Genomic DNA, 20196 nt, shown 5'->3' on the forward strand with positions numbered 1-20196 from the left:
GGCGCGGCTGCCGGACGGCGCCGGACGGCGGCCGGCAGCCGAGCGACGGGTGGTCGAAGCCCTGCCCAACCGGGGCGAAAGCCACCCTGAACCGGAGTCCTGCCCGGATTCACCACCCCTGGGTCATCACACGGCGCGACGGGCATTCCTATGATGGGCCCACGACACCGCGGGCCGCTGCGACCAGGCAGTCCGAAGCGGTGCAGATGCGGCGCGATGGTGGAGGGGTCTGATGACTCAGGGGGCCGGTCAGGGACCCGAGACGGAGCGGACGGCGACGTTGCGCGACTTCCGGGTGCCCGGATACGTCAACGAGACCGGTCCGTACGCTTCCAGCACCCACCCCGGCGACGTCGCCCCACCCCTCGACGACATGTACCCCGAGGGGTATCCGGACGGGTACACGCCCACCGAGCGCGACCTGCCCGTCATCAACCGCGGCGACACGCTCCAGGTGCCCGTCGAACCCGCCGCCGTCCCGGCGGCGCAGCCCGCGGACGGTCCCGGCCCGCTGTACGTCGTCGGTGACGTGCACGGCTACATCGACGAGCTGGTCACCGCGCTGCGCGAACAGGGCCTGATCGACGCGGACGGGCACTGGTGCGCGGGCGTCGCCCGGCTCTGGTTCCTCGGCGACTTCACCGACCGGGGTCCGGACGGCATCGGCGTCATCGACCTGGTGATGCGGCTGTCCGCCGAGGCGGCCGCGGCCGGCGGCTACTGCAAGGCCCTGATGGGCAACCACGAGCTGCTGCTGCTCGGCGCCAAGCGGTTCGGCGACACCCCCGTCAACTCCGGCGCGGGCACCGCGACCTTCCAGGCCGCCTGGCTGCTCAACGGCGGCCAGAAGACCGACATGGACCGGCTCCAGGACCACCACCTGCAGTGGATGGCCCGCCTGGACGCCGTCGAGGAGGTCGACGGCTACCTGCTGGTCCACTCCGACACCACCGCCTACCTCGACTACGGCGACTCGATCGAGGCGGTCAACGACACGGTCCGCGAGACCATCACGCGTAATGACGCGGACGAGGTGTGGGACCTCTTCCGCAAGTTCACCAAGCGCTTCTCCTTCCGCGACGAGGGGGGTGCAGACGCCGTCCGTTCCCTTCTCGATACGTACGGCGGTACCCGCATCGTTCACGGACACAGCCCTATTCCCTATCTGCTGGGCGAAGTCGGCTCCGAGGAGGGCGAAGAGGGCACCGGCCCGGTTGTGGAAGGGCCGCACGTCTACGCGGACGGGCTCGCCATCGCCATGGACGGCGGCGTGACCATGGCCGGAAAGCTGCTGGTGAGGCAACTCCCGCTGAACAACTGAGCGTTGTCCGGGCGGTTTCATCCCCGCGCTGTCACACACGGGCCACCCCCAATTTCCGGCAACCCCCTGTCACCGCGTGCCGTAACGGCTCTACCATCGGTTTATCCGTAGCAGGCTCCCCTCCGTTTCTGCCCGACGGCTCGCCGGCGTGCGAGCCACCAGCCCTACGGAGCATCGGGGGATGCACATGAACAGCGTTCCGCAGCACCTGCACAGCGAGGACCGCCAGGAATACGAGCGGATCCTCGACGAGGCGCTGCGCTCCGCCCCGTACCGTCCCGAACTGGCCGGCATAGGCCGGCACCTGAACACCGAACAGCTGCGCACCATGGCGCTCAACGCCACCGCACTGATCACGGCGGCCGCGGCGACCGAGTACCAGCACTACGTGAAGGTCCGCGAGGAACTGCGCAATCCGGCGCGGTCCACCCCGGCCGCCGTCCAGGACTCCGGCTCCGCAGAGCCGGGCGCCGGCGGCGCGATGGGGCTCGCCACCACCCTCGGCGAGGCCGCCGAGACCACTGGAGCGGGAGGCTTCGCCCTCGCTCTGGTCCTGGCGCCGGTGCTCGCCGGCACCGCCGCCGCGATCTTCCTCCTCGTCGGATACGTCCTGAAGATGCTGGACCCGGCCCCGGCGTTCGCCCAGACCATGCTCACCGCGGGCTGGGTGTTCGGCGTCGTGACCGCGGCCGCCATCCTCATGGCCGGCGCGGGACTGCTGCTCACCGCACTGCGCAACAGCCCCTCGCTGGAGGCCGGAGCCTACGGCGAACCCGGCGGGGAGGTGGCCAAGGCCCGGGAGGCCTGGCGGGACGCTGTGCTGGAGCGGGGCGTCCTGCCCTTCCTGCGGGAAGCGCTGGCCGCCGACTCCGGCACGGCCGGACTGCGCCGCACCGCCCCGTCGGGCCCGGCGGGCCGGATGCCGCGTCTCGGTTACGACCGCCCCGGCTTCAGCACCGACGACGGCGCCGCACCCGCCCCCCGCCCGAGCTTCACCAGCCCGGACTACACCAGCCCGGACTTCGGAGGCCCGGAACACCAGCCGGAATAACCCGGCTTGCGCCCCCGGCCAGGGGGCGCAGGCCGGACACCCGGCCCACTCGAGCCTGTTTCCCGACCCCCCGCGCACGCACGGGCCCCCCGTCAGTCCGTGACCGGCATATACACCCGGTTCCCCGCGGCCGCGAACTCCTTGGACTTCTGCGCCATACCCGCCTCCACCTCGGCCCGACTGCCGCCGTGTTCACGCCGGATGTCCTGAGAGATCTTCATCGAGTAGAGCATTACTAAAGCACGCACATACGCTTCAGTCGTCTGACCAGCCGTTACTGACCTTCAGAGCGTGGTGTCGGTGGGGCTGACGGGTCATGATCCCTGCGGTACGCCAAGTGCATGAGGTATGCGCAAGGGGGCGGGCTGACCGACGAACGGCGGGCCTTTCGTGAGAAGTTGCGGCTGGAGGCGGCTGAGCGCTTCCAGCAGGGCGACGAGAACGCGGTCATCGCTCACGACCTGCGGGTCAGCGTCCGGTCGGTACAGCGGTGGCGCAGGGCCTGGTCGCAGGAGGGGCCGAGAGCCCTGGCCTCGAAGGGGCCGGCGTCCTTGCCGTTGCTCAGCGACGAACTCTTCGCCGTCCTTGAGCGGGAGCTGTTCAAGGGACCGGTCACGCATGGCTGGCCGGACCAGACCTGGACGCTGTCGCGGATCAAGGCCCTGATCGGGCGCCGGTTCCACAAGAGCTACACCGTCCAGGGTGTCGCCGCGCTGCTCAGACGGCATGGCTGGACCTGCCGGGTTCCCGCCCGCCGTGCCATCGAGCGAGACGGGGCGGCCGTGACCGGCTGGATGAAGGAGACCTGGCCCCAGGTGGAAGGACCGTGGCGGCGCTCGACGCCTGGCTCGTCTTCGAGGACGAAGCCGGATTTTCGATGACGCCGCCAACCACCCGCACCTGGTCCCGCCGCGGCCACACCCCGTAGTCCGCGTCCGGGGCCGTTCCCGTCGCCGCTTATCGGTGGCCGCCCTGGCCCGCTACAAGACCGGTGAACCTTCGCGGCTTATCTACCGTCCCTGCCCGGACGCCCGGCCCGACGGGCGCAAAAGCTTCTCCTGGAAGGACTACCGCGACTTGATCCAGACCGCCCACCAGCAGCTGGGCGGTCCGATCGTGCTGGTCTGGGACAACCTCAACACCCACCTCACCGCCGGCATGCGGCGCTACATCGCCGACCGCGACTGGCTCACCGTCTTCCAATTGCCGCCCTACGCACCCGACCTCAACCCGGTCGAGAGCATCTGGTCCGTCCTGCGACGCACCACCACGGCCAACCGCGCCTTCGCCGACCCCGATGACCTGATCACTGCCGTCCGGCGCGGATTACGCCAGCTCCAGTACCGTCCCAATGTCCTCGACGGCTGCCTCACCGGCACCGGTCTCCGACGCCAGCCACCGTGACGACATCACGCATTCAAGGTCAGTAGGACGGATCTAGGACGGACCTAGGACAGCAGCTCTTAGCCTCGATCTTGCACAAGACCCCGCGGAACGGGGGCTGGAGGGCAGGCCGGGGCAGGACGGCACGACTCGGACCACCGCGATCACCGGCCTGGGATCGCGGCCACCGCAAGGCACAGGAGATGATCTTGATGATTCGCAGGAAACTCTCGGCCATAGCCCTCACCGGCGGCATCCTGGCCGGCGGTGTGGCGATGGCCACGCCGGCCAGCGCCATCGGCCCCACCGCGTGCCCCACCCAGAACAGCAGCTTCCCCATGAGCCACGGCCTGGAAGTCTGGACCTCGCACGGCAACTTCTGCTACGCGGGCACCCCCGGCAAGTGGAACGTCGACCAGAGTGGCGTCTACAGGGTCACGGCCGACTGGAACCACGGGGCCTTCAACACCAGCGTCGGCTCCTTCGACATCGGGCCGACCGGCGATCCGCGGGGCAACGCGGTCCTCTTCGACTCCTATGTCACCGTGTACAGCGTGACGATCCTCAACGGCTAGAGCGGGCCCTGGTGATGGCCTGAGGACGAGCCTGGCGCTGCCACGGGCAACGCCAGGCAGCCCCGCGACCTGATGCGCTACCCGCTCCCGGCTGCTTCCACCGTTGCGGCATCAGGCGTTCGGGGCCACCTTCGCGAGGCCGTCGATACCGACTTCGGCTCGTCAGGCAGATCGGGACGGTTCACCCTGATGAGCCGAAGTCAGTAGTCCGCCAACGGCAGGTACACCTGATGTCCTGCCTCTGCGAACTCCCGCGACTTCCGAAGCATCCCTTCCGTGATCTCCTCCTGAGTGGCCCCTTCCACGGCAGCGTTACCGAACCGAGATGTAATGGTTTTACTAATCTTCATCGAGCAGAACTTCGGCCCGCACATCGAGCAGAAGTGGGCCGTCTTCGCCGGCTCCGCCGGGAGCGTCTCGTCGTGGAACTCGCGGGCCGTGTCCGGGTCCAGGGCGAGGTTGAACTGGTCCTCCCACCGGAACTCGAAGCGGGCGTCGGACAACGCGTCGTCCCACTCCTGCGCGCCCGGGTGGCCCTTGGCGAGGTCGGCCGCGTGGGCCGCGATCTTGTAAGTGATGACGCCGGTCTTGACGTCGTCGCGGTTGGGCAGGCCCAGGTGCTCCTTGGGCGTGACGTAGCAGAGCATCGCCGTGCCCCACCAGGCGATCATCGCGGCACCGATGCCGGAGGTGATGTGGTCGTACGCCGGCGCGACGTCCGTGGTCAGCGGGCCGAGCGTATAGAACGGCGCTTCATCGCAGATCTCCTGCTGAAGGTCGATGTTCTCCTTGATCTTGTGCATCGGGACATGGCCCGGGCCTTCGATCATGGTCTGAACATGGAAACGCCTGGCGATCCGGTTGAGTTCCCCGAGCGTGCGCAACTCCGCGAACTGGGCCTCGTCGTTGGCGTCCGCGATGGAACCCGGGCGCAGCCCGTCGCCGAGGGAGTACGTGACGTCGTAGGCGGCGAGGATCTCGCAGAGTTCCTCGAAGTTCTCGTACAGGAACGACTCCTTGTGGTGCGCGAGGCACCAGGCCGCCATGATCGAGCCGCCGCGCGAGACGATGCCGGTCTTGCGGTTGGCGGTGAGCGGCACGTACGGCAGGCGGACGCCCGCGTGGACGGTCATGTAGTCCACGCCCTGCTCGGCCTGTTCGACGACCGTGTCCTTGTAGATCTCCCAGGTCAGTTCCTCGGCCCTGCCGTCGACCTTCTCCAGGGCCTGGTAGAGCGGCACCGTGCCGATGGGAACGGGGGAGTTGCGCAGCACCCACTCGCGGGTGGTGTGGATGTTGCGGCCGGTGGAGAGGTCCATGACCGTGTCGGCACCCCAGCGGGTCGCCCAGGTCATCTTCTCGACCTCCTCCTCGATGGAGGAGGTGACCGCGGAGTTGCCGATGTTGGCGTTGACCTTCACCAGGAACCGCTTGCCGATGATCATCGGCTCGATCTCCGGGTGGTTGACGTTGGCGGGCAGTACGGCCCTGCCCGCCGCGATCTCCTCACGGACCACCTCGGGAGAGACGTTCTCACGGATGGCCACGTACTCCATCTCCGGGGTGATCTCGCCCCGGCGGGCGTACGCGAGCTGCGTCACCGCCTCGCCTCCCCGGCCGCGGCGCGGCTGGCGCGGCCGGCCCGGGAAGACCGCGTCCAGGTTGCGCAGGCCCCCGCGCGGCGAGGTGTGCTTGATTCCGTCGTCCTCGGGACGGACGGGCCGGCCCGCGTACTCCTCGGTGTCGCCGCGGGCGACGATCCAGTTCTCCCGCAGCGGCGGCAGGCCCCTGCGGACGTCGGTCTCGACGAGCGGATCGGTGTACGGGCCCGAGGTGTCGTAGAGGGTGACCGACTGCCCGTTGGTGAGGTGCACCTGACGGACCGGCACCCGCAGGTCGGGGCGCGAGCCCTCGACATACCCCTTGTGCCAGCCGATGGACTTCCCGGCCTCCGGGGACGTTTCGCCCGTGACGGGCTGTTCGTCCTGGCTGAAGGCAGGCGTGCGTACGTCCTTGTTGGTCATGAGACCTACTCCCTACGCCGGCATTACCCGGTAACAGGTTCGGCGGTCGACGCAGCGGCTTCCGTCGGGCGGTGTTTCCCGTGAAACATCACTCGTTCCACGTGAAACATCGCGAATACGGAGGTCAGCGCCCTCTCAGCCCGGTGCTCCGAGCTCCCGCGTGTGCAAAGGTGCCTCCACGCTAGCGTCAATTCGGGCGCGGTGAACAGAGGGCCCCTACCGTTCTTGCGATGATCGGGCGGTGACCTCGACACAGCAGCACCCCTATCCGCCCCCCGACCCGCGGCGCGGCAACGGTGCGCCGCAGGGTGGCGGACCCGGCCACGGGGGCCGTGGTGCCGGTGACGGACACATCCACGGGCAGGGCCAGCAGTACGACCACGGGCAGGCCCTCGGTCAAGCTCACTCTCACGACGACGGCCAGGCCCACGGTCACGGCGAGACCCAGCACCGGTCGTCCCACGGCCACGCTCATGACCGTAGGGCCGCTCCTGGCGCCGACCACAGCGGCTCCGGGCCAGGCGGCGGTCACGGCCACGGGCACAGTCACAGCCACGGTCCGGCCGCACCCGTCTCCAAGCACCTGCGGAAGGTCATCGCGGCGATCCTCATCCCCTTCACCGCCGCGGTCGTGGTCGGCCTGGTGGTGCTGTGGCCCGGCGGTGCCCCGCCGCACGAGCGCACGGGTGTCGGCTTCGACCGCCAGACGCAGGCGGCGACGGTCACCAAGGTCGTCTCGGTCAGCTGCAAGTCGGTCAACGCCTCCGGAGGCGGCTCGACCGGCGACATCTCGACCTCGGACGGCACCTCCCCGAAGGAGGAGGACGCCACCTGCAAGAAGGCCACGGTCCGCGTCGACACCGGCAAGGACAAGGGCCGTACCTTCACCGAGATCGTGCAGCCCGACCAGTCGCGGCAGTTGCACGAGGGCGAGCAGGTGGTGGCCGCGTACGAGCCCTCCGCGCCCAAGGACCTGCAGTACTCGGTCACCGACGTGAACCGGAAGTTCCCGATGGCGTTGCTGGCCGGGATCTTCGCGCTCGCCGTCGTGGTGGTGGGCCGGCTGCGCGGCGTGATGGCGCTGGTCGCACTGGCCGTCAGCTTCCTGGTGCTGACCATGTTCATCCTGCCGGGGATCCTGCAGGGCTCGAATCCGCTGCTGATGGCGGTGGTCGGGTCGAGCGCCATCATGCTGATCGCCCTGTACATCTGCCACGGGCTGTCCGCGCGGACCTCGGTGGCGGTACTCGGCACGCTGGTCTCGCTGTGCCTGATCGGACTGCTCGGCTCGGAGTTCATCGACTGGGCCGCGCTCACCGGCAACACCGACGACAACACCGGCCTGATCCACGGCCTGTACCCGTCGATCGACATGAGCGGCCTCCTGCTGGCCGGTGTCATCATCGGTTCGCTGGGCGTGCTGGACGACGTGACGGTGACCCAGACCTCGGCCGTCTGGGAGCTGCACGAGGCCAACCCGACGATGGGCTGGCGCGGGCTGTACCGGGCGGGCATCCGGATCGGCCGCGACCACATCGCCTCCGTCGTCAACACCCTCGTGCTGGCCTACGCGGGCGCCGCGCTGCCCCTGCTGCTGCTCTTCTCGATCGCGCAGAGCAGTGTGGTCACGGTCGCCAACAGCGAGCTGGTGGCCGAGGAGATCGTACGCACCCTGGTCGGCTCGATCGGCCTGGTCGCCTCGGTACCGGTCACCACGCTGCTCGCGGCCCTGGTGGTGTCGGCCGACCGGCCGGGCGCCGAGACGGCCATGTCCACGGAGGCCGCCCCGGCCGGGGCGGCGGGGTCGGCCGCGGCACGCGGTGGGCGGGGGCGGCGCCGGAAGCGGTGAGGTGCGGTGGACGGCCCGGGAGGAGGCCGTCCACGAACTGGGGGCGCGAGCAGTGCGCCCGCGCGGTAGAGGAAGCGTCCCGGCACGGGCCGCGCAGCGACACCCATGAGCACGCAGAAGCGTTCCTGCGCATCCTCACGCGGCTACGGACGAGCCGCGCGCGGCTCCGTGCCATAACGCTTCAGCCGGTGCTCGGTTCCTCGGCCAGGATGCGGTCCAGGGCCTCGTCGAGGTGAGCGTCGAAGTCGGCGAGCGAACCCTCCTGGCCGAGCGGCACCAGCTTGTCCGTCCGGTCCAGGAAGGCCACCAGCGGGGGCGCGGAGGACCGGAACACCGCCTGGTCGCCGCCGACCTGAAGCCGGATCAGCACCTCGCCCAGCACCTCGGAGTCGGCGGGCGCGATGTGCACGTCGCCCTCCCCGCACGGCCGCCCCACCCCGTCGATCAGGAGCTCCCGGCCGAAGGCCCAGGTCACCGGAGCATCCCCGGGCAGATGGAAGGTGAGCCGGACGGCATAAGGATCACAGGTCTCGTAGCGCAACTCCACGGGGATGCGGAAGGAGAGCTCCTCCGAGACGAGAAAGCTCATCATGACTTCTGCTTGTACGGACTCGCGCATTGCCTACCCCGTCATATGGCACCGACTGGCCGGGATTTATCCCTTGCTGGTGGTCAAATCTTGCTGAAAGTACACGGGAGATCACAAGGAGTGAGTTTTCAGATACTGATAGCGATCGCCAGGGACCCCAGGTGCCGGCCCACCTCGGCCTGCAGTTGCCGGACCGCGGGCAGCAGCCGGTCGGCCTGGTGGAGCGGGAGGGAGATGGCGATCGTGGCGGCCGTGGTGCCGACGGTGAGGGGGATCGCCGCGCACACCGTCCCCAGCGTGTACTCCTGGCGCTCCACCACCGGCTCCATCCGGCGCGCGCGCTCCAGGCGACGCAGCAGCGTCTGGTCGTCACGGACCGTGTACGGAGTGAGGTGCCGAACGGGGTAGCGGCGGAGATGGTCGCGCCGGACGTCCTGGTCCAACTGGGCGAGGAGACACTGGCCGACGGCGTGCGCGTGCCCGGTCTCGCGGAAGCCGGCCCACTCCTCGACCGCCGGGATGGCCGGGGAGTGGGAGACGCTCATGACCTCGATCTCGCCGTCCCGGTACATGGCGTAGTACACCGGGACGCCGATCGAATCCCGCCAGTGGGCGAGGGTGTCAACGACCGCGCTGCGACGTTTCTGCTGCGCTCCGCTGCTGCTCAGCCGCTCCGCCGCCTCACCGAGGAAGAACAGCCCCTTGTCGCGGTGCAGATAGCCCTCGTGGACCAAAGTGCGCAGCAGGTGGTAGGCGGTGGGCAGGGCGAGCCCGGTCTCGCGGGCGAGTTGTTTGGCGGGTGCGCCGTGTTCGTGTCCGGCGACGCACTCCAGCAGGCGCATCGCGCGCTGCACGGAGCCGATGAGGGTGGCCGATTGCGGCTGCGTGGAGTCGGCCGGGGAGGCCGGCCGCTGCACGGGGGGTGTGCCGGAACTGCGTTGGGTCGGGGGCGGGGGATGTTCCGTGGGTGCGGAGGTGGCGTCAAGCGTGGGCAAGGGTCACTCCCGGAGCGCGAGGGGGTCAGCGACTCTAACCGTCCACCGCCGCTCCCGGTCGGCCCCTGCGGGAAACTTCCCTCGCCCGAGGGAACCGGTGATTCCTGTTACCGCCCACCGGTCCCCACGGTCCTCACCAGTCGCTCTTCGACGAGGAGTTCGACATGAACTTCCGCACGATGTAGATCAGTCCGCCGACCAGCGCCACGAAGACCAGGAGCTTGAAGAGGAGGAAGACGACCCAGCTGATCACGGCCGTGATCAGACCGCCGAACACCACCAGCGCGATGACCGGCACCGCGATCCACTTCACCCACCACGGCAGACCCGTGAAGATCTCTCGCATTGCCCTGTCCTCCGCCTTCTCGTGCGTTCCGGCACGTACGGTCTCGTGCGTCCCGCACGATGCGATGTCCTGCACCCGATGCTAGAGCCGCACAGGGGTCGTGCGGGGGCCTGGGATCCCTTGTCCTCCCCTGACCCGTCCCCTAGGGAACCCCGAGACCCGGGGTCAGGCCTCGGGCGGAGAGAAGACGACCAGAACCCGCAGATCCTCGCTGATGTGATGGAACTTGTGGGCCACCCCGGCCGGCACGTACACCACACTGCCCCGCGCCACCTGGGTGGTCTCCATGCCGACGGTGATCGCGGCACGGCCGCTGACGACGAAGTAGACCTCGTCCTGGTTGTGCGGCTGCTGCGGGTCGTGCGAGCCGGCGTCGAGGGCGTAGAGGCCGACCGACATGTTCCGCTCCCGCAGGAACTGCAGGTAGGCCCCGTCGTTGGCGGCGCGCTCCGCCTCCAGTTCGTCCAGCCGGAATGCCTTCATCGCCTTCGTCGCCCTCGCCCCACTGCTCGTATCCGATCTCTTCTGCCACGATCAGACACATGAAGAATTTCGTAGTCAAGACGATCGCCAACGCGGGCGCCCTGGCGGTCGCCGTATGGCTGCTCGACAAGATCACCCTGACCGGCGACAGCACCACCAAGAAGGTCTGGACGCTGATCCTGGTCGCCCTGGTCTTCGGCCTGGTCAACTTCCTGGTGAAGCCGATCGTGAAGATTCTTACCTTCCCGTTGTTCATCCTCACGCTCGGTCTGATCACCCTGGTGGTCAACGCGCTGATGCTGCTGCTGACGTCCTGGGTGTGCGACAAGCTCGACCTGAGCTTCCACGTGGAGGGCTTCTGGACGGCCGTCCTGGGCGGTCTGATCATCTCGGTCGTGTCCTGGGCGCTCAACATGATCCTTCCCGACACGGACTGAGCCCTCGATGACCTACCGCGTCTGCTTCGTCTGCACCGGCAACATCTGCCGCTCCCCGATGGCCGAATCGGTCTTCCGTGCCCGCATGGCCGAGGCCGGGCTCGACGACCGTGTCGAGACCGACAGCGCCGGCACCGGTGGCTGGCACGAGGGCGACGGCGCCGACCCGCGCACCGTCCGCGTCCTCGAGGAGCACGGCTACGACGGCGAGCACACCGCCCGCCAGTTCCAGGCGTCCTGGTTCGCCCGCCGGGACCTCGTGATCGCGCTCGACTCCGGACATCTCAAGTCCCTGCGCCGCCTGGCTCCCACCGAGGAGGACGCGCGCAAGGTGCGGCTGCTGCGCTCGTACGACCCGGCGGCCGGTGACGACCTGGACGTACCGGATCCGTACTACGGCGGTCTGGACGGCTTCGAGGAGTGTCTTGAGATGGTGGAGGCGGCGAGCGAGGGCCTGCTCGCCGCGGTACGGGCCGAAGTGGAGGGGACGGCGGCATGAGCGAGGCACCCATGGGTGAGGGCACGCGCGCGGTGCGGGCGGGCCTGCCCGAGCCCGTCAAGAACGAGCCGACCCTGCCCGGGCCGGTCTTCGCGGCGCACTTCCATCTGCCCGGCGAGGTGAGCGGTCCGTACGCCTACGGCCGTGACGAGAACCCGACCTGGACCCATCTGGAACGGGCCATCGGCGAGTTGGAGGCACCCGGCGAGGACGTGGAGACGCTGGTGTTCGCCTCCGGCGTGGCGGCCATCGGAGCGGTGCTCTTCTCCCAGCTGCGCGCCGGTGACGCGGTCGTCCTGCCCTCCGACGGCTACCAGGTGCTGCCGCTGATCCGCGCCCAGCTGGAGGCGTACGGCATCGAGGTGCGCACCGCGCCGACCGCCGGCGACGCCCAGCTCGGCGTCCTGGACGGTGCGAAGCTGCTCCTGATCGAGTCGCCGTGCAATCCCGGGCTCGACGTCTGCGACATCCGGCGGCTCGCCGAGGCGGCACACGCCCGTGGCGCGCTGGTCGCCGTCGACAACACCCTCGCCACCCCGCTCGGCCAGCGGCCGCTGGCGCTGGGCGCCGACTTCTCCGTGGCCAGCGGCACCAAGCAGCTCACCGGCCACGGAGACGTCCTGCTGGGGTACGTCGCCGGGCGCGACGCGCAGGCCATGGCCGCCGTACGCCGGTGGCGGAAGATCATCGGAGCGATCTGCGGGCCCATGGAGGCCTGGCTGGCCCATCGCTCCCTCGCCACCCTCCAGTTGCGGGTGGACCGGCAGAACGCGACCGCCCTGCTCCTCGCGGAGGCGCTGCGCGAGCGGCCCGGGGTGACCGCCCTGCGCTACCCGGGGCTGGCCGACGACCCCGCGCACAAGATCGCCTCGCAGCAGATGCGGCGCTACGGCTCGGTGCTCTCCTTCACGCTGCCCACGCGTGCGCATGCCGAGCGATTTCTCGAGGCCCTGCGGCTGGTCGACGATGCGACCAGCTTCGGCGGGGTGCGGTCCACGGCCGAGCGGCGTCGGCGCTGGGGCGGGGACGACGTCCCGGACGGCTTCATCCGGCTCTCGGTCGGCGCGGAGGATCCCGAAGATCTCGTGGCCGATGTACTGAGCGCGCTCGACGAGTCGGAGCGGTGACCGGATTACGGACGCCACCACGGGTCCGGCTGCGCATACCGGACGGTCCGAGCCTCCCCCCTCGTGGCTCGGACCGTCCCCCGGTTCTCGCGCGCCAAGAACCGCGCGACCAAGGCTAGTTGACTCTGCGTCAGTGTCCAATCACTGTAGCGACAGAGACCTATCGACTTATTTATAGTTGGGGCCTGCCCGAGGGCCCGAAAGGGGCAGGCAGAACGGAAGGGTGTGCGATGGATCTGGCCTTGCTGCGCACCTTCGTCACCGTGCACCGGGCCGGCTCCTTCACCCGCGCCGCCGCCCTGCTCGGCCTCTCGCAGCCGGCTGTCACGTCCCAGATCCGGACCCTGGAACGGCAACTGGGCCGACCTCTCTTCCTGCGCCAGGCCCGTGGGGTGACCCCCACGACGATCGGCGACGAACTGGCCCACAAAGCCGCTCCGCACCTGGACGCCCTCGTGGAGATAGCCGAACGCGGTCTCGACGACGACTCCTCGGTGCGCACCCTGCACCTCGCCGGCCCGCCCGAGTTCACCGCCGAGCGCGCCCTTCCCGCGCTCGCGGAGCTCGCCGGGTACGGCGGCCAGGGCTTCGCGCTGCGCGCCTCGTTCGGGAACGCCGAGGACACCCTGGAGGGGCTGTCCGCCGGTCACCACGACCTGGCCATCAGTACGGTCCGGCCGCGCGGCCCCCTGCTCACCGCAACCGCGCTCTGCGACGAGGAACACGTACTGGTCGCCGCCCCGCGCTGGTCCCAGGAGATCGGCTCCGACATCGTGGCCGGCAAGGGCGCGGCCGCCCTGGAGAACCTCCCGGTCGTCGAGGTCCACGAGTCGCTGCCGTTCGTCTCGCGCTACTGGGGCTCGGTCTTCGACACGCGTCCGGCCGCCTCCGGCACGGTCGTGGTGCCGGATCTGCGCGCGGTCCTCGCCTGTGCGGTCGCGGGTGCCGGTCTCGCCGTGCTGCCCCGCTATCTGTGCACGGCCGCCCTGGAACGCGGTGAGGTCGTGGCACTGCACGATCCCGCGGTACCCCCGCTGCGGACGTACTTTCTCGTGGTGCGCACCGGCACGCTCGCCCTGCCTCATGTGGCACGGGCGCACGAGTGGCTTCAGCACGCGTCCGCGGACTGGGCCTGAGCACCTTTCTGCGAGGTTGACGCAATGCGGCCGTACGGTGGCGCTACGCGATGTTTCACGTGGAACCAGCTGGGCCACATTTCTCCCATGACCGTCCGACCCGTGGTCAAGCGCACCGCCCGCGCCGTTCTCCTGGACGGCGACGACCTGATCCTGATCAAGCGCACCAAGCCCGGTGTCGATCCCTACTGGGTTACGCCCGGTGGCGGGGTCGAACCGGAGGACACCACCGTCGTCGAGGCCCTGCACCGCGAGGTGGACGAAGAGCTCGGTGCCAAGATCACCGATGTGGTGCCCTGCTTCGTGGACACCGTGGAGCACATCGGTGACAGCGGCAGCACGACCGGCGTGAAGGTGCAGCACTTCTTCGTCTGCCGACTGGAGTCCATGGACCCGGCCCTGCGGCACGGCCCCGAAGTCGACGAGCCCGCCGGCGAGTACGAGATCGTCCGTGTCCCCTTCACCCGTGTCGGGATCGCCTCGGTCCATCTCGTACCGCTGTCGCTGCGGCACTATCTGGACGGCAACATCGAGGGCGTGCGGGCCATGCACGCTCCCGATCTCGGCTGACGGGTCAGTCGCCGGCGACGACCAGTTCCTCGACCGAGTCGTGCCGGATGCGGTGCGCGGGGATGCCGACGGCCCGCAGCGCGGTGATCCCGTTGCGGATCATGCCGGGCGGACCGGACAGATAGGCGTCGTACTCGATCCACGGGCCGTGACCGTGGATGGCGTCGGGGAGCTGGAGGTGCGCCCGCTGGTCGACGACCGCATGGACCGTGAGCCAGGGATGGCTCTGCTGGAGCCGGAGCAGGGTGTCGATGTCGTACAGGTCGTGGTCGGTACGGGCGCCGTAGAACACCTCGACCGGGCGGCGCGAGCCGCGTTCGGCGAGATCCTCGACCATCGCCCTGACGGGCGCGATGCCGGTGCCGCCACCCAGGCAGAGCAGTCCGTCGCCCCGTGTGTGGTCGACGGTCATCGAACCACCGGCCGGGCCGAGCCGGACGACGTCACCCGGGCGCGCACGGTGCACCAGCGAGTTGGAGACCCAGCCCGCCGGGACGGCCTTCACATGGAACGTGAGCAGGCCGTCCGAACGGGGCGCGGAGGCGAAGGAGTAGTGCCGCCACACCCGCGGCCACCAGGGTGTCTCCAGGCTCGCGTACTGCCCGGCGAGGAAGGGGTACGGCTGGTCCGGCCTGAGCGTGAGCACCGCGACGTCGGCGGTCCTGAGCTCATGGGCGACGACCTCCGCATGCCACCACGCCGGGGCGCGCAGTTCGTCCGTGGCCGCGGCGTCGATCATCACCTGGGACATCGTCGTGTACGCCCGTACCCAGGCCGCCTCCGTCTCGCGGTCCCAGATGCCCGTGGCGTACTTGCTCAGTGCGCCGATGAGACATTCACCGACGGCGGGATAGTGCTCGGGCCGGGTGCCGTACTTGCGATGGCCGCGGCCCAGGTTCTGGAGGTACTCGACCAGGACGGGCGGGTTGTCGATGTGCTCGGCCGCGGTGAGCAGCGCCTTCAGCAGCCGGTCCCGCTGGGTGTCCATGGCGGCCGGGAACAGCGAGCGCAGTTCGGGGTGGCGGACGAAGAGCAAGGCGTAGAAGTACGAGGTGACCTTGTCGGCGATCGGACCGACCTCGGCCATGGTGCCGCGGATGCGGATCGCGTCCGGGGAGGCGTCCTGCGGCTGCTGTGCGCCGCGCTGTGGCGGGACGTGCCGGCCGAAGGATCCCGGTGCGGGATGCCCGGCCGCGGAGGAGAAGGAGTCGGGTGCCACGGGCTGTCCTGCGGGCGGGGGCTGAGCGGCCCCCTGAGGGCGCGCCGACTCGGTCGTCGGCCGTATTCGCTGCCGGGGCTCCGCGGCAGCGGGAGGGCGGCTCTGGGGCGGTTCCTGCCCGCCTCCCGGCGCCCCGGGCGGAGGCCCGGCGTAAGGATCGACCGCGGGCCTGTCGTGCGACGTGAACCAGTTACCTCCGCCGGCCCCGTCGTTGCCCGCCGACGTGGTGGTCGGAGCGTCCATGGTGTGCCCTCGCCTCGAACATCTTGCGGTCGGTCTGCACCCTTCTCTCGGAAGGTGCTTGCTTTCCCCCGATGACGGCTAGCTCTCCCCGGTCGGGCCAGGTGGCCGACACGACCACATTCAACCCGCGATTCCCCCGTGTAGGGACAAGTAAGGCGAGAGTGTGACATGGGCCGCAATCACTCCCGCACGGAGCGTCCGGCCCCGGACGTCAACCGGAGTCGACCCTACCGGCCGCCGCCGCCCACACAAGTCCCCCCTGTCTCCCCCGTGAAACCGGCAACGGGCGAACCATCGGTTCCCTCAATTACCGGGCGCCGCACGCCAATTCATAGGCATCCCACAGATCCCGTCCCGTGTAGGAGTACGTCGCAAGACCGGCGAGATGTCCGTCCGCATTGACCGCGACGGACACCGGAACCACGCCGAACAAGTCCCTGTCCGAGATCGAGTCGCCGTAGGCGACGCAGTCCGCCCGACCGACCCCGAACTGCTCGCACAGGCGGTCCGCGATCGTCACCTTGGCCGCGGCGGTGAGAACTCCCGCCGGGTCCACCGGTTCGGCGAACGGCACCGCCGGGAAGCGGGATCCGAAGGCCGCGTGGGCTCCCCAGTCCAGCAGACGTTCCACGAAGAACGAGGGAGAGAGCGAGACCACCGCACAGTAGTCCCCGGATCCTCTGATCTCGGTCCAGACGTCCCTGATACGAGCCAGCCACGGCGCCTCGTCGAACGCCGCCGCCACATGGGCCTCGGTCAGCTCGGCCCAAAGGGCGTACACCCGCGCCGCGTACTCCGGCGGAGCTATCCGTCCTGCCGAAATCGCCCGGTCAAGTTCGACGGTCTCTGCTTCCAGGCCGAGTTGACGGGATATCTCGACGGGTGCGGAGGTGCCGTGCAGCAATGTGCCGTCGAGATCGAAGAGGTGAAGTCTCGCCATGGACCGAGGCTAACGGCCAGCCTCTGTGACTCCTCGGCGCGGCGACGCAGGGGGGCCGTACGGCGCTGTTTCACGTGAAACGACCCGCACCTGTCCAGAGGCTGAGCCGCGTACTACGACATGGCCAAAAGCACGTGTCTCCGCCCTGAAACAGGTGGACGCCAGGGGCGTCGGTCGGCAAGCCTGACCTGCGTGTCAACTCCTTCCGACGGTCCACTGCCCATCCGCCGACTGACGCCACGCGATCTGAGCGCCTGCGCCGACTTGTCCGAGGATCGGGGGTGGCCCCGCGAAGAACACAAGTGGCGCTTGCTCCTCACGGCCGGGCAGGGATACGGCATCGACGACCCCGGCGGAGGTCTGGTCGCCGCCTGTGTCGTAACGGAATACGGCCCAGCGGAACGCCCGCATCTCGGCGCGGTCGGCATGGTCCTGGTCGCCGAACGCCACGCCCGTCAGGGCATCGGGCGCCGGCTGATGCGGCACATCGTCTCGGTGATGGGAACGACCCCGCTGACCCTGTACGCGACGCCGTACGGCCGGCCGCTCTACAAGGAGCTGGGATTCAAGGTCACGGGCCGTTCGGCGATGCTCCGCGGCCGCTTCACGCCGGACGGGTCCGAGCCGCGGGTGGTGACCCGGGCGGCCACCGCCGACGACATCGGTCCCATCCTCCGGGTGGACGCGGAGGTGTTCGGCACCGACCGCACCCTTCTCATCACCCGGCTGCCCGCCTTCTCGGACCTGCTGCGGGTCGCCGTGGACGACGGGCGGATCGTCGGTTACGCGGCTGCCTGGCCGAACATGGACACACATGTCGTCGGACCGCTGATCGCCCGGGACACGGAGACGGCGAAGTCCCTGATCTCCTCGCTCGCCGCCCGTACCGACCGCCCGCTCCGCACCGACATCGACGTCCGGCACGAGGAACTGCTGGCCTGGGCGCAGGACCGCGGGCTGGTCTCCGTCGCCGAGAACTCGGTGATGACCTACGGGATCGCGGAGTTGCCGGGAGACTGGACACGGCGGTTCGCACCGCTGACGGTCGCGGCGGGCTGAGCAGCCGTCGACCACGGCGGACGTCGGCTTCCCCAGGGGGAGCCGACGTCCGCCGTCGAGCGAACTGACGTCAGGCGAGTGCGGCCACGGCGGCGGAGGCGAAACCGTGGTCCTGGTCGGGCGCACCGCCACCGACACCGATCGCGCCGATGAGCCGGCCGTCACGCCGGACGGGGACACCGCCCGCGATGAACAGCAGCGGCCTGTCGAGCGCCGTGGGCAGGGTGTGGAAGAGGCCGCCCGGCTGCACGGCGTCGACGAGGTCGGCAGTGGGCGTGTTCAGCTGGAGTGCCGTGTAGGCCTTGCGGGTGCTGGTCTCGCCGGAGATCAGCACGGCGCGGTCGTCCCGGCGGAAGGCCAGCAGATGGCCCCCGGCGTCCAGGACGGTGACGCTGACGGTGACCCCGGCGGCCTCGGCGGCGCGACCTGCCTCGGTGATCAGGAACTCGGCGTCCTGGGTGGTGAGCGGGACGACGGTGGTGGTGCTCATGGTTCTCCTTGCTCGGTGCGAGATGCGGTGCGGGTTGCGGGCGGTCAGTGGTGGATCGACGCCCGCTGTCCTGCGGGTGTGCCGCCGGTGACCACCGCGCTGGGAGCGCTGTCGCGGCGCTCCAGCGCGGCCGACAGGAAGGCGAGGACGAGGGCGGCCGCGGCGAGGGCGGCGCCGACCCAGTTCGGGGAGGTGTAGCCGAAGCCTGCCGCGATCACCATGCCGCCGAGCCAGGCGGACAGCGCGTTGCCGAGGTTGAAGGCGCCGATGTTCACGGCCGAGGCCAGGGTCGGAGCGCCGTGCGCCTGGTCCAGTACGCGCTTCTGGAGCGGCGGGACGGTGGCGAAGCCCAGGGCGCCGATCAGGGCCACGGTCACGGCGGCCGCGACCTTGCTGTGTGCGGTCAGCGTGAAGAGGGCGAGGACGACGGCCAGGGCGCCCAGGGACACGTACAGCATGGGCATCAGGGCGCGGTCGGCGAACTTCCCGCCGACCAGGTTGCCGCCCACCATGCCGAGGCCGAAGAGGACCAGAAGCCAGGTGACGGAGCTGTCGGCGAAGCCGGTGACATGGGTCATCATCGGCGCGATGTAGGTGATGGCCGCGAAGACCCCGCCGAAGCCGAGGACGGTCATCGCCATGGCGAGCAGCACCTGGGTGTTCTTGAAGGCGGCCAGCTCGTGCCGCAGGTGCACGCCCTGTGGCTTCGGCAGCTCGGGGACCAGCTTGGCGATGCCGGCCAGGCCGACGACGCCGAGGGCGGCGATGATCCCGAAGGTGACGCGCCAGCCGGCGTGCTGCCCCACGAGGGTGCCCAGCGGGACGCCTATGACGTTGGCGACAGTGAGGCCGGTGAACATCATCGCGATGGCCCCTGCCTTCTTGCTCGGGGCGACCAGCTCGGCCGCGACGACCGAGCCGATGCCGAAGAAGGCACCGTGGGCGAGGGAGGCGACCACCCGGCCGATCAGCATGACGGCGAAGACGGGGGCCACGGCGGTGAGCAGGTTGCCGGCGATGAAGAAGCCCATCAGCAGCATCAGCATCCGCTTGCGGGGAACCTTCGTGCCCAGCACGGTCATCAGCGGGGCGCCGATGACGACGCCGAGCGCGTAGCCGGTGACGAGCAGGCCGGCGGTCGGGATGGAGACCCCGAAGTCACCCGCGACCTCGGGCAGCAAGCCCATGATCCCGAATTCGGTGGTTCCGATTCCGAAGGCCCCGATCGCGAGGGCCAGAAGCGCGAGAGGCATGGAGGTAGGACCTTCCCAGACGATTGCAGGTGCGCTTTGCGTGCGTTCACAATAGTTGCAGACGCGGGCTATATGCAAGCGAGGGATATTGCGGGTCTGCTCTATCCTGGGATCAGCCGCTCCGGGACGGAGGAAAAACGCCAATGACAGCGACGGACCCCGCGCTCACCGCCCTCGCCCAGGGCTGGTGCGCCCTCTCCCTGCTCCACGGGAGGATCGAGGCGCACATCGAGCGCGCCCTTCAGGTCAAGCACGACCTGAGCGTGCGCGAGTACTCCCTGCTCGACGTGCTCAGCCGGCAGCACGACGGCGAGGGGGGCCATCTGCAGATGAAGCAGGTGGCCGACGCGGTCGTACTCAGCCAGAGCGCCACCACCCGGCTGGTCACGCGTCTGGAGGACCGTAGCCTCCTGGAGCGCTACCTCTGCCCGACGGACCGACGTGGCATCTACACCAACGTCACCGAGGCAGGCCTGCGGTTGCTGGAAGAGGCTCGTCCCACCAACGACACGGCACTGCGCGAGGCCCTCGACGAGGCGGCCAGGGATCCGGAACTGGCTCCCCTGGTCCGTGCCGTGGAGGCGCTGCACGTGGCCGCTTAGTCTGT

At 69.6% G+C, this 20196-nt stretch carries 21 protein-coding genes, 2 pseudogenes and 1 riboswitch; of the genes and pseudogenes, 13 read left to right on the plus strand and 10 right to left on the minus strand.

Annotated elements, in window-relative coordinates:
- The first annotated feature begins 232 nt into the window (after positions 1 to 232).
- Both AB0472_RS05865 and AB0472_RS05870 read left to right on the plus strand, forming a co-directional pair.
- Positions 233 to 1321 carry a metallophosphoesterase gene (locus AB0472_RS05865; protein ID WP_366353735.1) on the plus strand — a complete coding sequence of 363 codons (1089 nt, stop codon included), beginning with the start codon at positions 233 to 235 and terminating at the stop codon, positions 1319 to 1321.
- A gap of 181 nt (positions 1322 to 1502) precedes the next feature.
- Complete coding sequence (locus AB0472_RS05870) at positions 1503 to 2372, plus strand: hypothetical protein (RefSeq protein WP_366353737.1); 870 nt, start codon at positions 1503 to 1505, stop codon at positions 2370 to 2372.
- A gap of 92 nt (positions 2373 to 2464) precedes the next feature.
- On the opposite strand, the pseudogene AB0472_RS05875 reads toward AB0472_RS05870, so the two are convergent.
- Positions 2465 to 2596 (minus strand): annotated as a pseudogene (locus AB0472_RS05875) (thiamine biosynthesis protein ThiC); the annotation flags it as partial.
- Between the two features lie 117 nt (positions 2597 to 2713).
- Between AB0472_RS05875 and AB0472_RS05880 the strand changes: the two are divergent.
- The 3 genes and pseudogenes from AB0472_RS05880 (at position 2714) to AB0472_RS05890 (ending at position 4330) form a co-directional block, all read left to right on the plus strand.
- The gene (locus AB0472_RS05880) at positions 2714 to 3253 is read left to right on the plus strand and encodes a winged helix-turn-helix domain-containing protein (protein ID WP_366353738.1); all 540 of its coding nucleotides are present in this window, start codon (positions 2714 to 2716) and stop codon (positions 3251 to 3253) included.
- Positions 3250 to 3776: pseudogene (locus AB0472_RS05885) on the plus strand (transposase). Before AB0472_RS05880 ends, AB0472_RS05885 begins: the two are co-directional and overlap by 4 nt.
- A gap of 191 nt (positions 3777 to 3967) precedes the next feature.
- Positions 3968 to 4330, plus strand: a complete 363-nt coding sequence (locus AB0472_RS05890) for a hypothetical protein (protein ID WP_366353740.1) — start codon at positions 3968 to 3970, stop codon at positions 4328 to 4330.
- 200 nt (positions 4331 to 4530) lie between these two features.
- Here AB0472_RS05890 and thiC read toward each other — a convergent pair whose 3' ends face one another.
- The gene (gene thiC, locus AB0472_RS05895) at positions 4531 to 6354 is read right to left on the minus strand and encodes a phosphomethylpyrimidine synthase ThiC (RefSeq protein WP_366353742.1); all 1824 of its coding nucleotides are present in this window, start codon (positions 6352 to 6354) and stop codon (positions 4531 to 4533) included.
- Positions 6347 to 6524, minus strand: a riboswitch (TPP riboswitch). It overlaps the preceding gene by 8 nt.
- Positions 6525 to 6595: 71 nt before the next feature.
- Between thiC and AB0472_RS05900 the strand changes: the two genes are divergently transcribed.
- Complete coding sequence (locus AB0472_RS05900; protein WP_366353743.1) at positions 6596 to 8203, plus strand: YibE/F family protein; 1608 nt, start codon at positions 6596 to 6598, stop codon at positions 8201 to 8203.
- A gap of 181 nt (positions 8204 to 8384) precedes the next feature.
- Here the strand turns inward: AB0472_RS05900 and AB0472_RS05905 are convergent, their stop codons facing one another.
- The 4 genes from AB0472_RS05905 to AB0472_RS05920 all read right to left on the minus strand — a co-directional run bounded on the left by AB0472_RS05905 (position 8385) and on the right by AB0472_RS05920 (position 10616).
- Positions 8385 to 8822: an SsgA family sporulation/cell division regulator gene (locus tag AB0472_RS05905; RefSeq protein WP_093500910.1), complete on the minus strand. Its 438-nt coding sequence runs from the start codon at positions 8820 to 8822 to the stop codon at positions 8385 to 8387.
- A 98-nt stretch (positions 8823 to 8920) separates the two neighbouring features.
- Entirely contained in the window at positions 8921 to 9709 is a 789-nt protein-coding gene (locus tag AB0472_RS05910; RefSeq protein WP_366354061.1) for a helix-turn-helix domain-containing protein, read from the minus strand.
- A 211-nt stretch (positions 9710 to 9920) separates the two neighbouring features.
- A complete protein-coding gene (locus AB0472_RS05915) occupies positions 9921 to 10133 on the minus strand; it encodes a DUF5326 family protein (RefSeq protein ID WP_366353744.1) in 213 nt (70 codons plus the stop codon).
- Between the two features lie 165 nt (positions 10134 to 10298).
- Positions 10299 to 10616: a cupin domain-containing protein gene (locus AB0472_RS05920; protein ID WP_089100494.1), complete on the minus strand. Its 318-nt coding sequence runs from the start codon at positions 10614 to 10616 to the stop codon at positions 10299 to 10301.
- Between the two features lie 59 nt (positions 10617 to 10675).
- Between AB0472_RS05920 and AB0472_RS05925 the strand changes: the two genes are divergently transcribed.
- From AB0472_RS05925 to AB0472_RS05945, 5 genes are all read left to right on the plus strand, one after another.
- Positions 10676 to 11053, plus strand: coding sequence for a phage holin family protein (locus AB0472_RS05925; protein WP_351956854.1), 378 nt, complete (start codon positions 10676 to 10678; stop codon positions 11051 to 11053).
- A gap of 7 nt (positions 11054 to 11060) precedes the next feature.
- Positions 11061 to 11552 carry a low molecular weight protein-tyrosine-phosphatase gene (locus tag AB0472_RS05930; RefSeq protein ID WP_366353746.1) on the plus strand — a complete coding sequence of 164 codons (492 nt, stop codon included), beginning with the start codon at positions 11061 to 11063 and terminating at the stop codon, positions 11550 to 11552.
- On the plus strand, positions 11549 to 12679 hold the full coding sequence (locus tag AB0472_RS05935) for a cystathionine gamma-lyase (protein ID WP_366353748.1): 1131 nt from the start codon (positions 11549 to 11551) through the stop codon (positions 12677 to 12679). Before AB0472_RS05930 ends, AB0472_RS05935 begins: the two co-directional genes overlap by 4 nt.
- 230 nt (positions 12680 to 12909) lie before the next feature.
- Positions 12910 to 13815: a LysR family transcriptional regulator gene (locus AB0472_RS05940; protein ID WP_366353749.1), complete on the plus strand. Its 906-nt coding sequence runs from the start codon at positions 12910 to 12912 to the stop codon at positions 13813 to 13815.
- Between the two features lie 87 nt (positions 13816 to 13902).
- Positions 13903 to 14385 carry an NUDIX hydrolase gene (locus AB0472_RS05945; protein WP_366353751.1) on the plus strand — a complete coding sequence of 161 codons (483 nt, stop codon included), beginning with the start codon at positions 13903 to 13905 and terminating at the stop codon, positions 14383 to 14385.
- A 4-nt stretch (positions 14386 to 14389) separates the two neighbouring features.
- On the opposite strand, the gene AB0472_RS05950 is transcribed toward AB0472_RS05945, so the two are convergent.
- Positions 14390 to 15847 (minus strand): globin domain-containing protein, encoded by a 1458-nt coding sequence (locus tag AB0472_RS05950; RefSeq protein WP_366353753.1) that lies wholly within the window; start codon positions 15845 to 15847, stop codon positions 14390 to 14392.
- A gap of 307 nt (positions 15848 to 16154) precedes the next feature.
- Complete coding sequence (locus AB0472_RS05955; RefSeq protein WP_366353755.1) at positions 16155 to 16787, minus strand: HAD-IB family phosphatase; 633 nt, start codon at positions 16785 to 16787, stop codon at positions 16155 to 16157.
- A 192-nt stretch (positions 16788 to 16979) separates the two neighbouring features.
- On the opposite strand from AB0472_RS05955, the gene AB0472_RS05960 reads away from it, so the two are divergent.
- Positions 16980 to 17846: a GNAT family N-acetyltransferase gene (locus AB0472_RS05960; protein WP_366353757.1), complete on the plus strand. Its 867-nt coding sequence runs from the start codon at positions 16980 to 16982 to the stop codon at positions 17844 to 17846.
- A gap of 70 nt (positions 17847 to 17916) precedes the next feature.
- On the opposite strand, the gene AB0472_RS05965 is transcribed toward AB0472_RS05960, so the two are convergent.
- Positions 17917 to 18336 carry a heme-binding protein gene (locus tag AB0472_RS05965; protein ID WP_366353759.1) on the minus strand — a complete coding sequence of 140 codons (420 nt, stop codon included), beginning with the start codon at positions 18334 to 18336 and terminating at the stop codon, positions 17917 to 17919.
- 44 nt (positions 18337 to 18380) lie between these two features.
- Positions 18381 to 19589, minus strand: coding sequence for an MFS transporter (locus tag AB0472_RS05970; protein ID WP_366353760.1), 1209 nt, complete (start codon positions 19587 to 19589; stop codon positions 18381 to 18383).
- Between the two features lie 143 nt (positions 19590 to 19732).
- Here AB0472_RS05970 and AB0472_RS05975 point away from each other — a divergent pair, with 143 nt between their 5' ends.
- Positions 19733 to 20191 (plus strand): MarR family transcriptional regulator, encoded by a 459-nt coding sequence (locus AB0472_RS05975; protein ID WP_366353761.1) that lies wholly within the window; start codon positions 19733 to 19735, stop codon positions 20189 to 20191.
- The last annotated feature ends 5 nt before the right edge of the window (positions 20192 to 20196 follow it).

Source organism: Streptomyces sp. NPDC086777 (assembly GCF_040702065.1).
GTDB lineage: Bacteria > Actinomycetota > Actinomycetes > Streptomycetales > Streptomycetaceae > Streptomyces.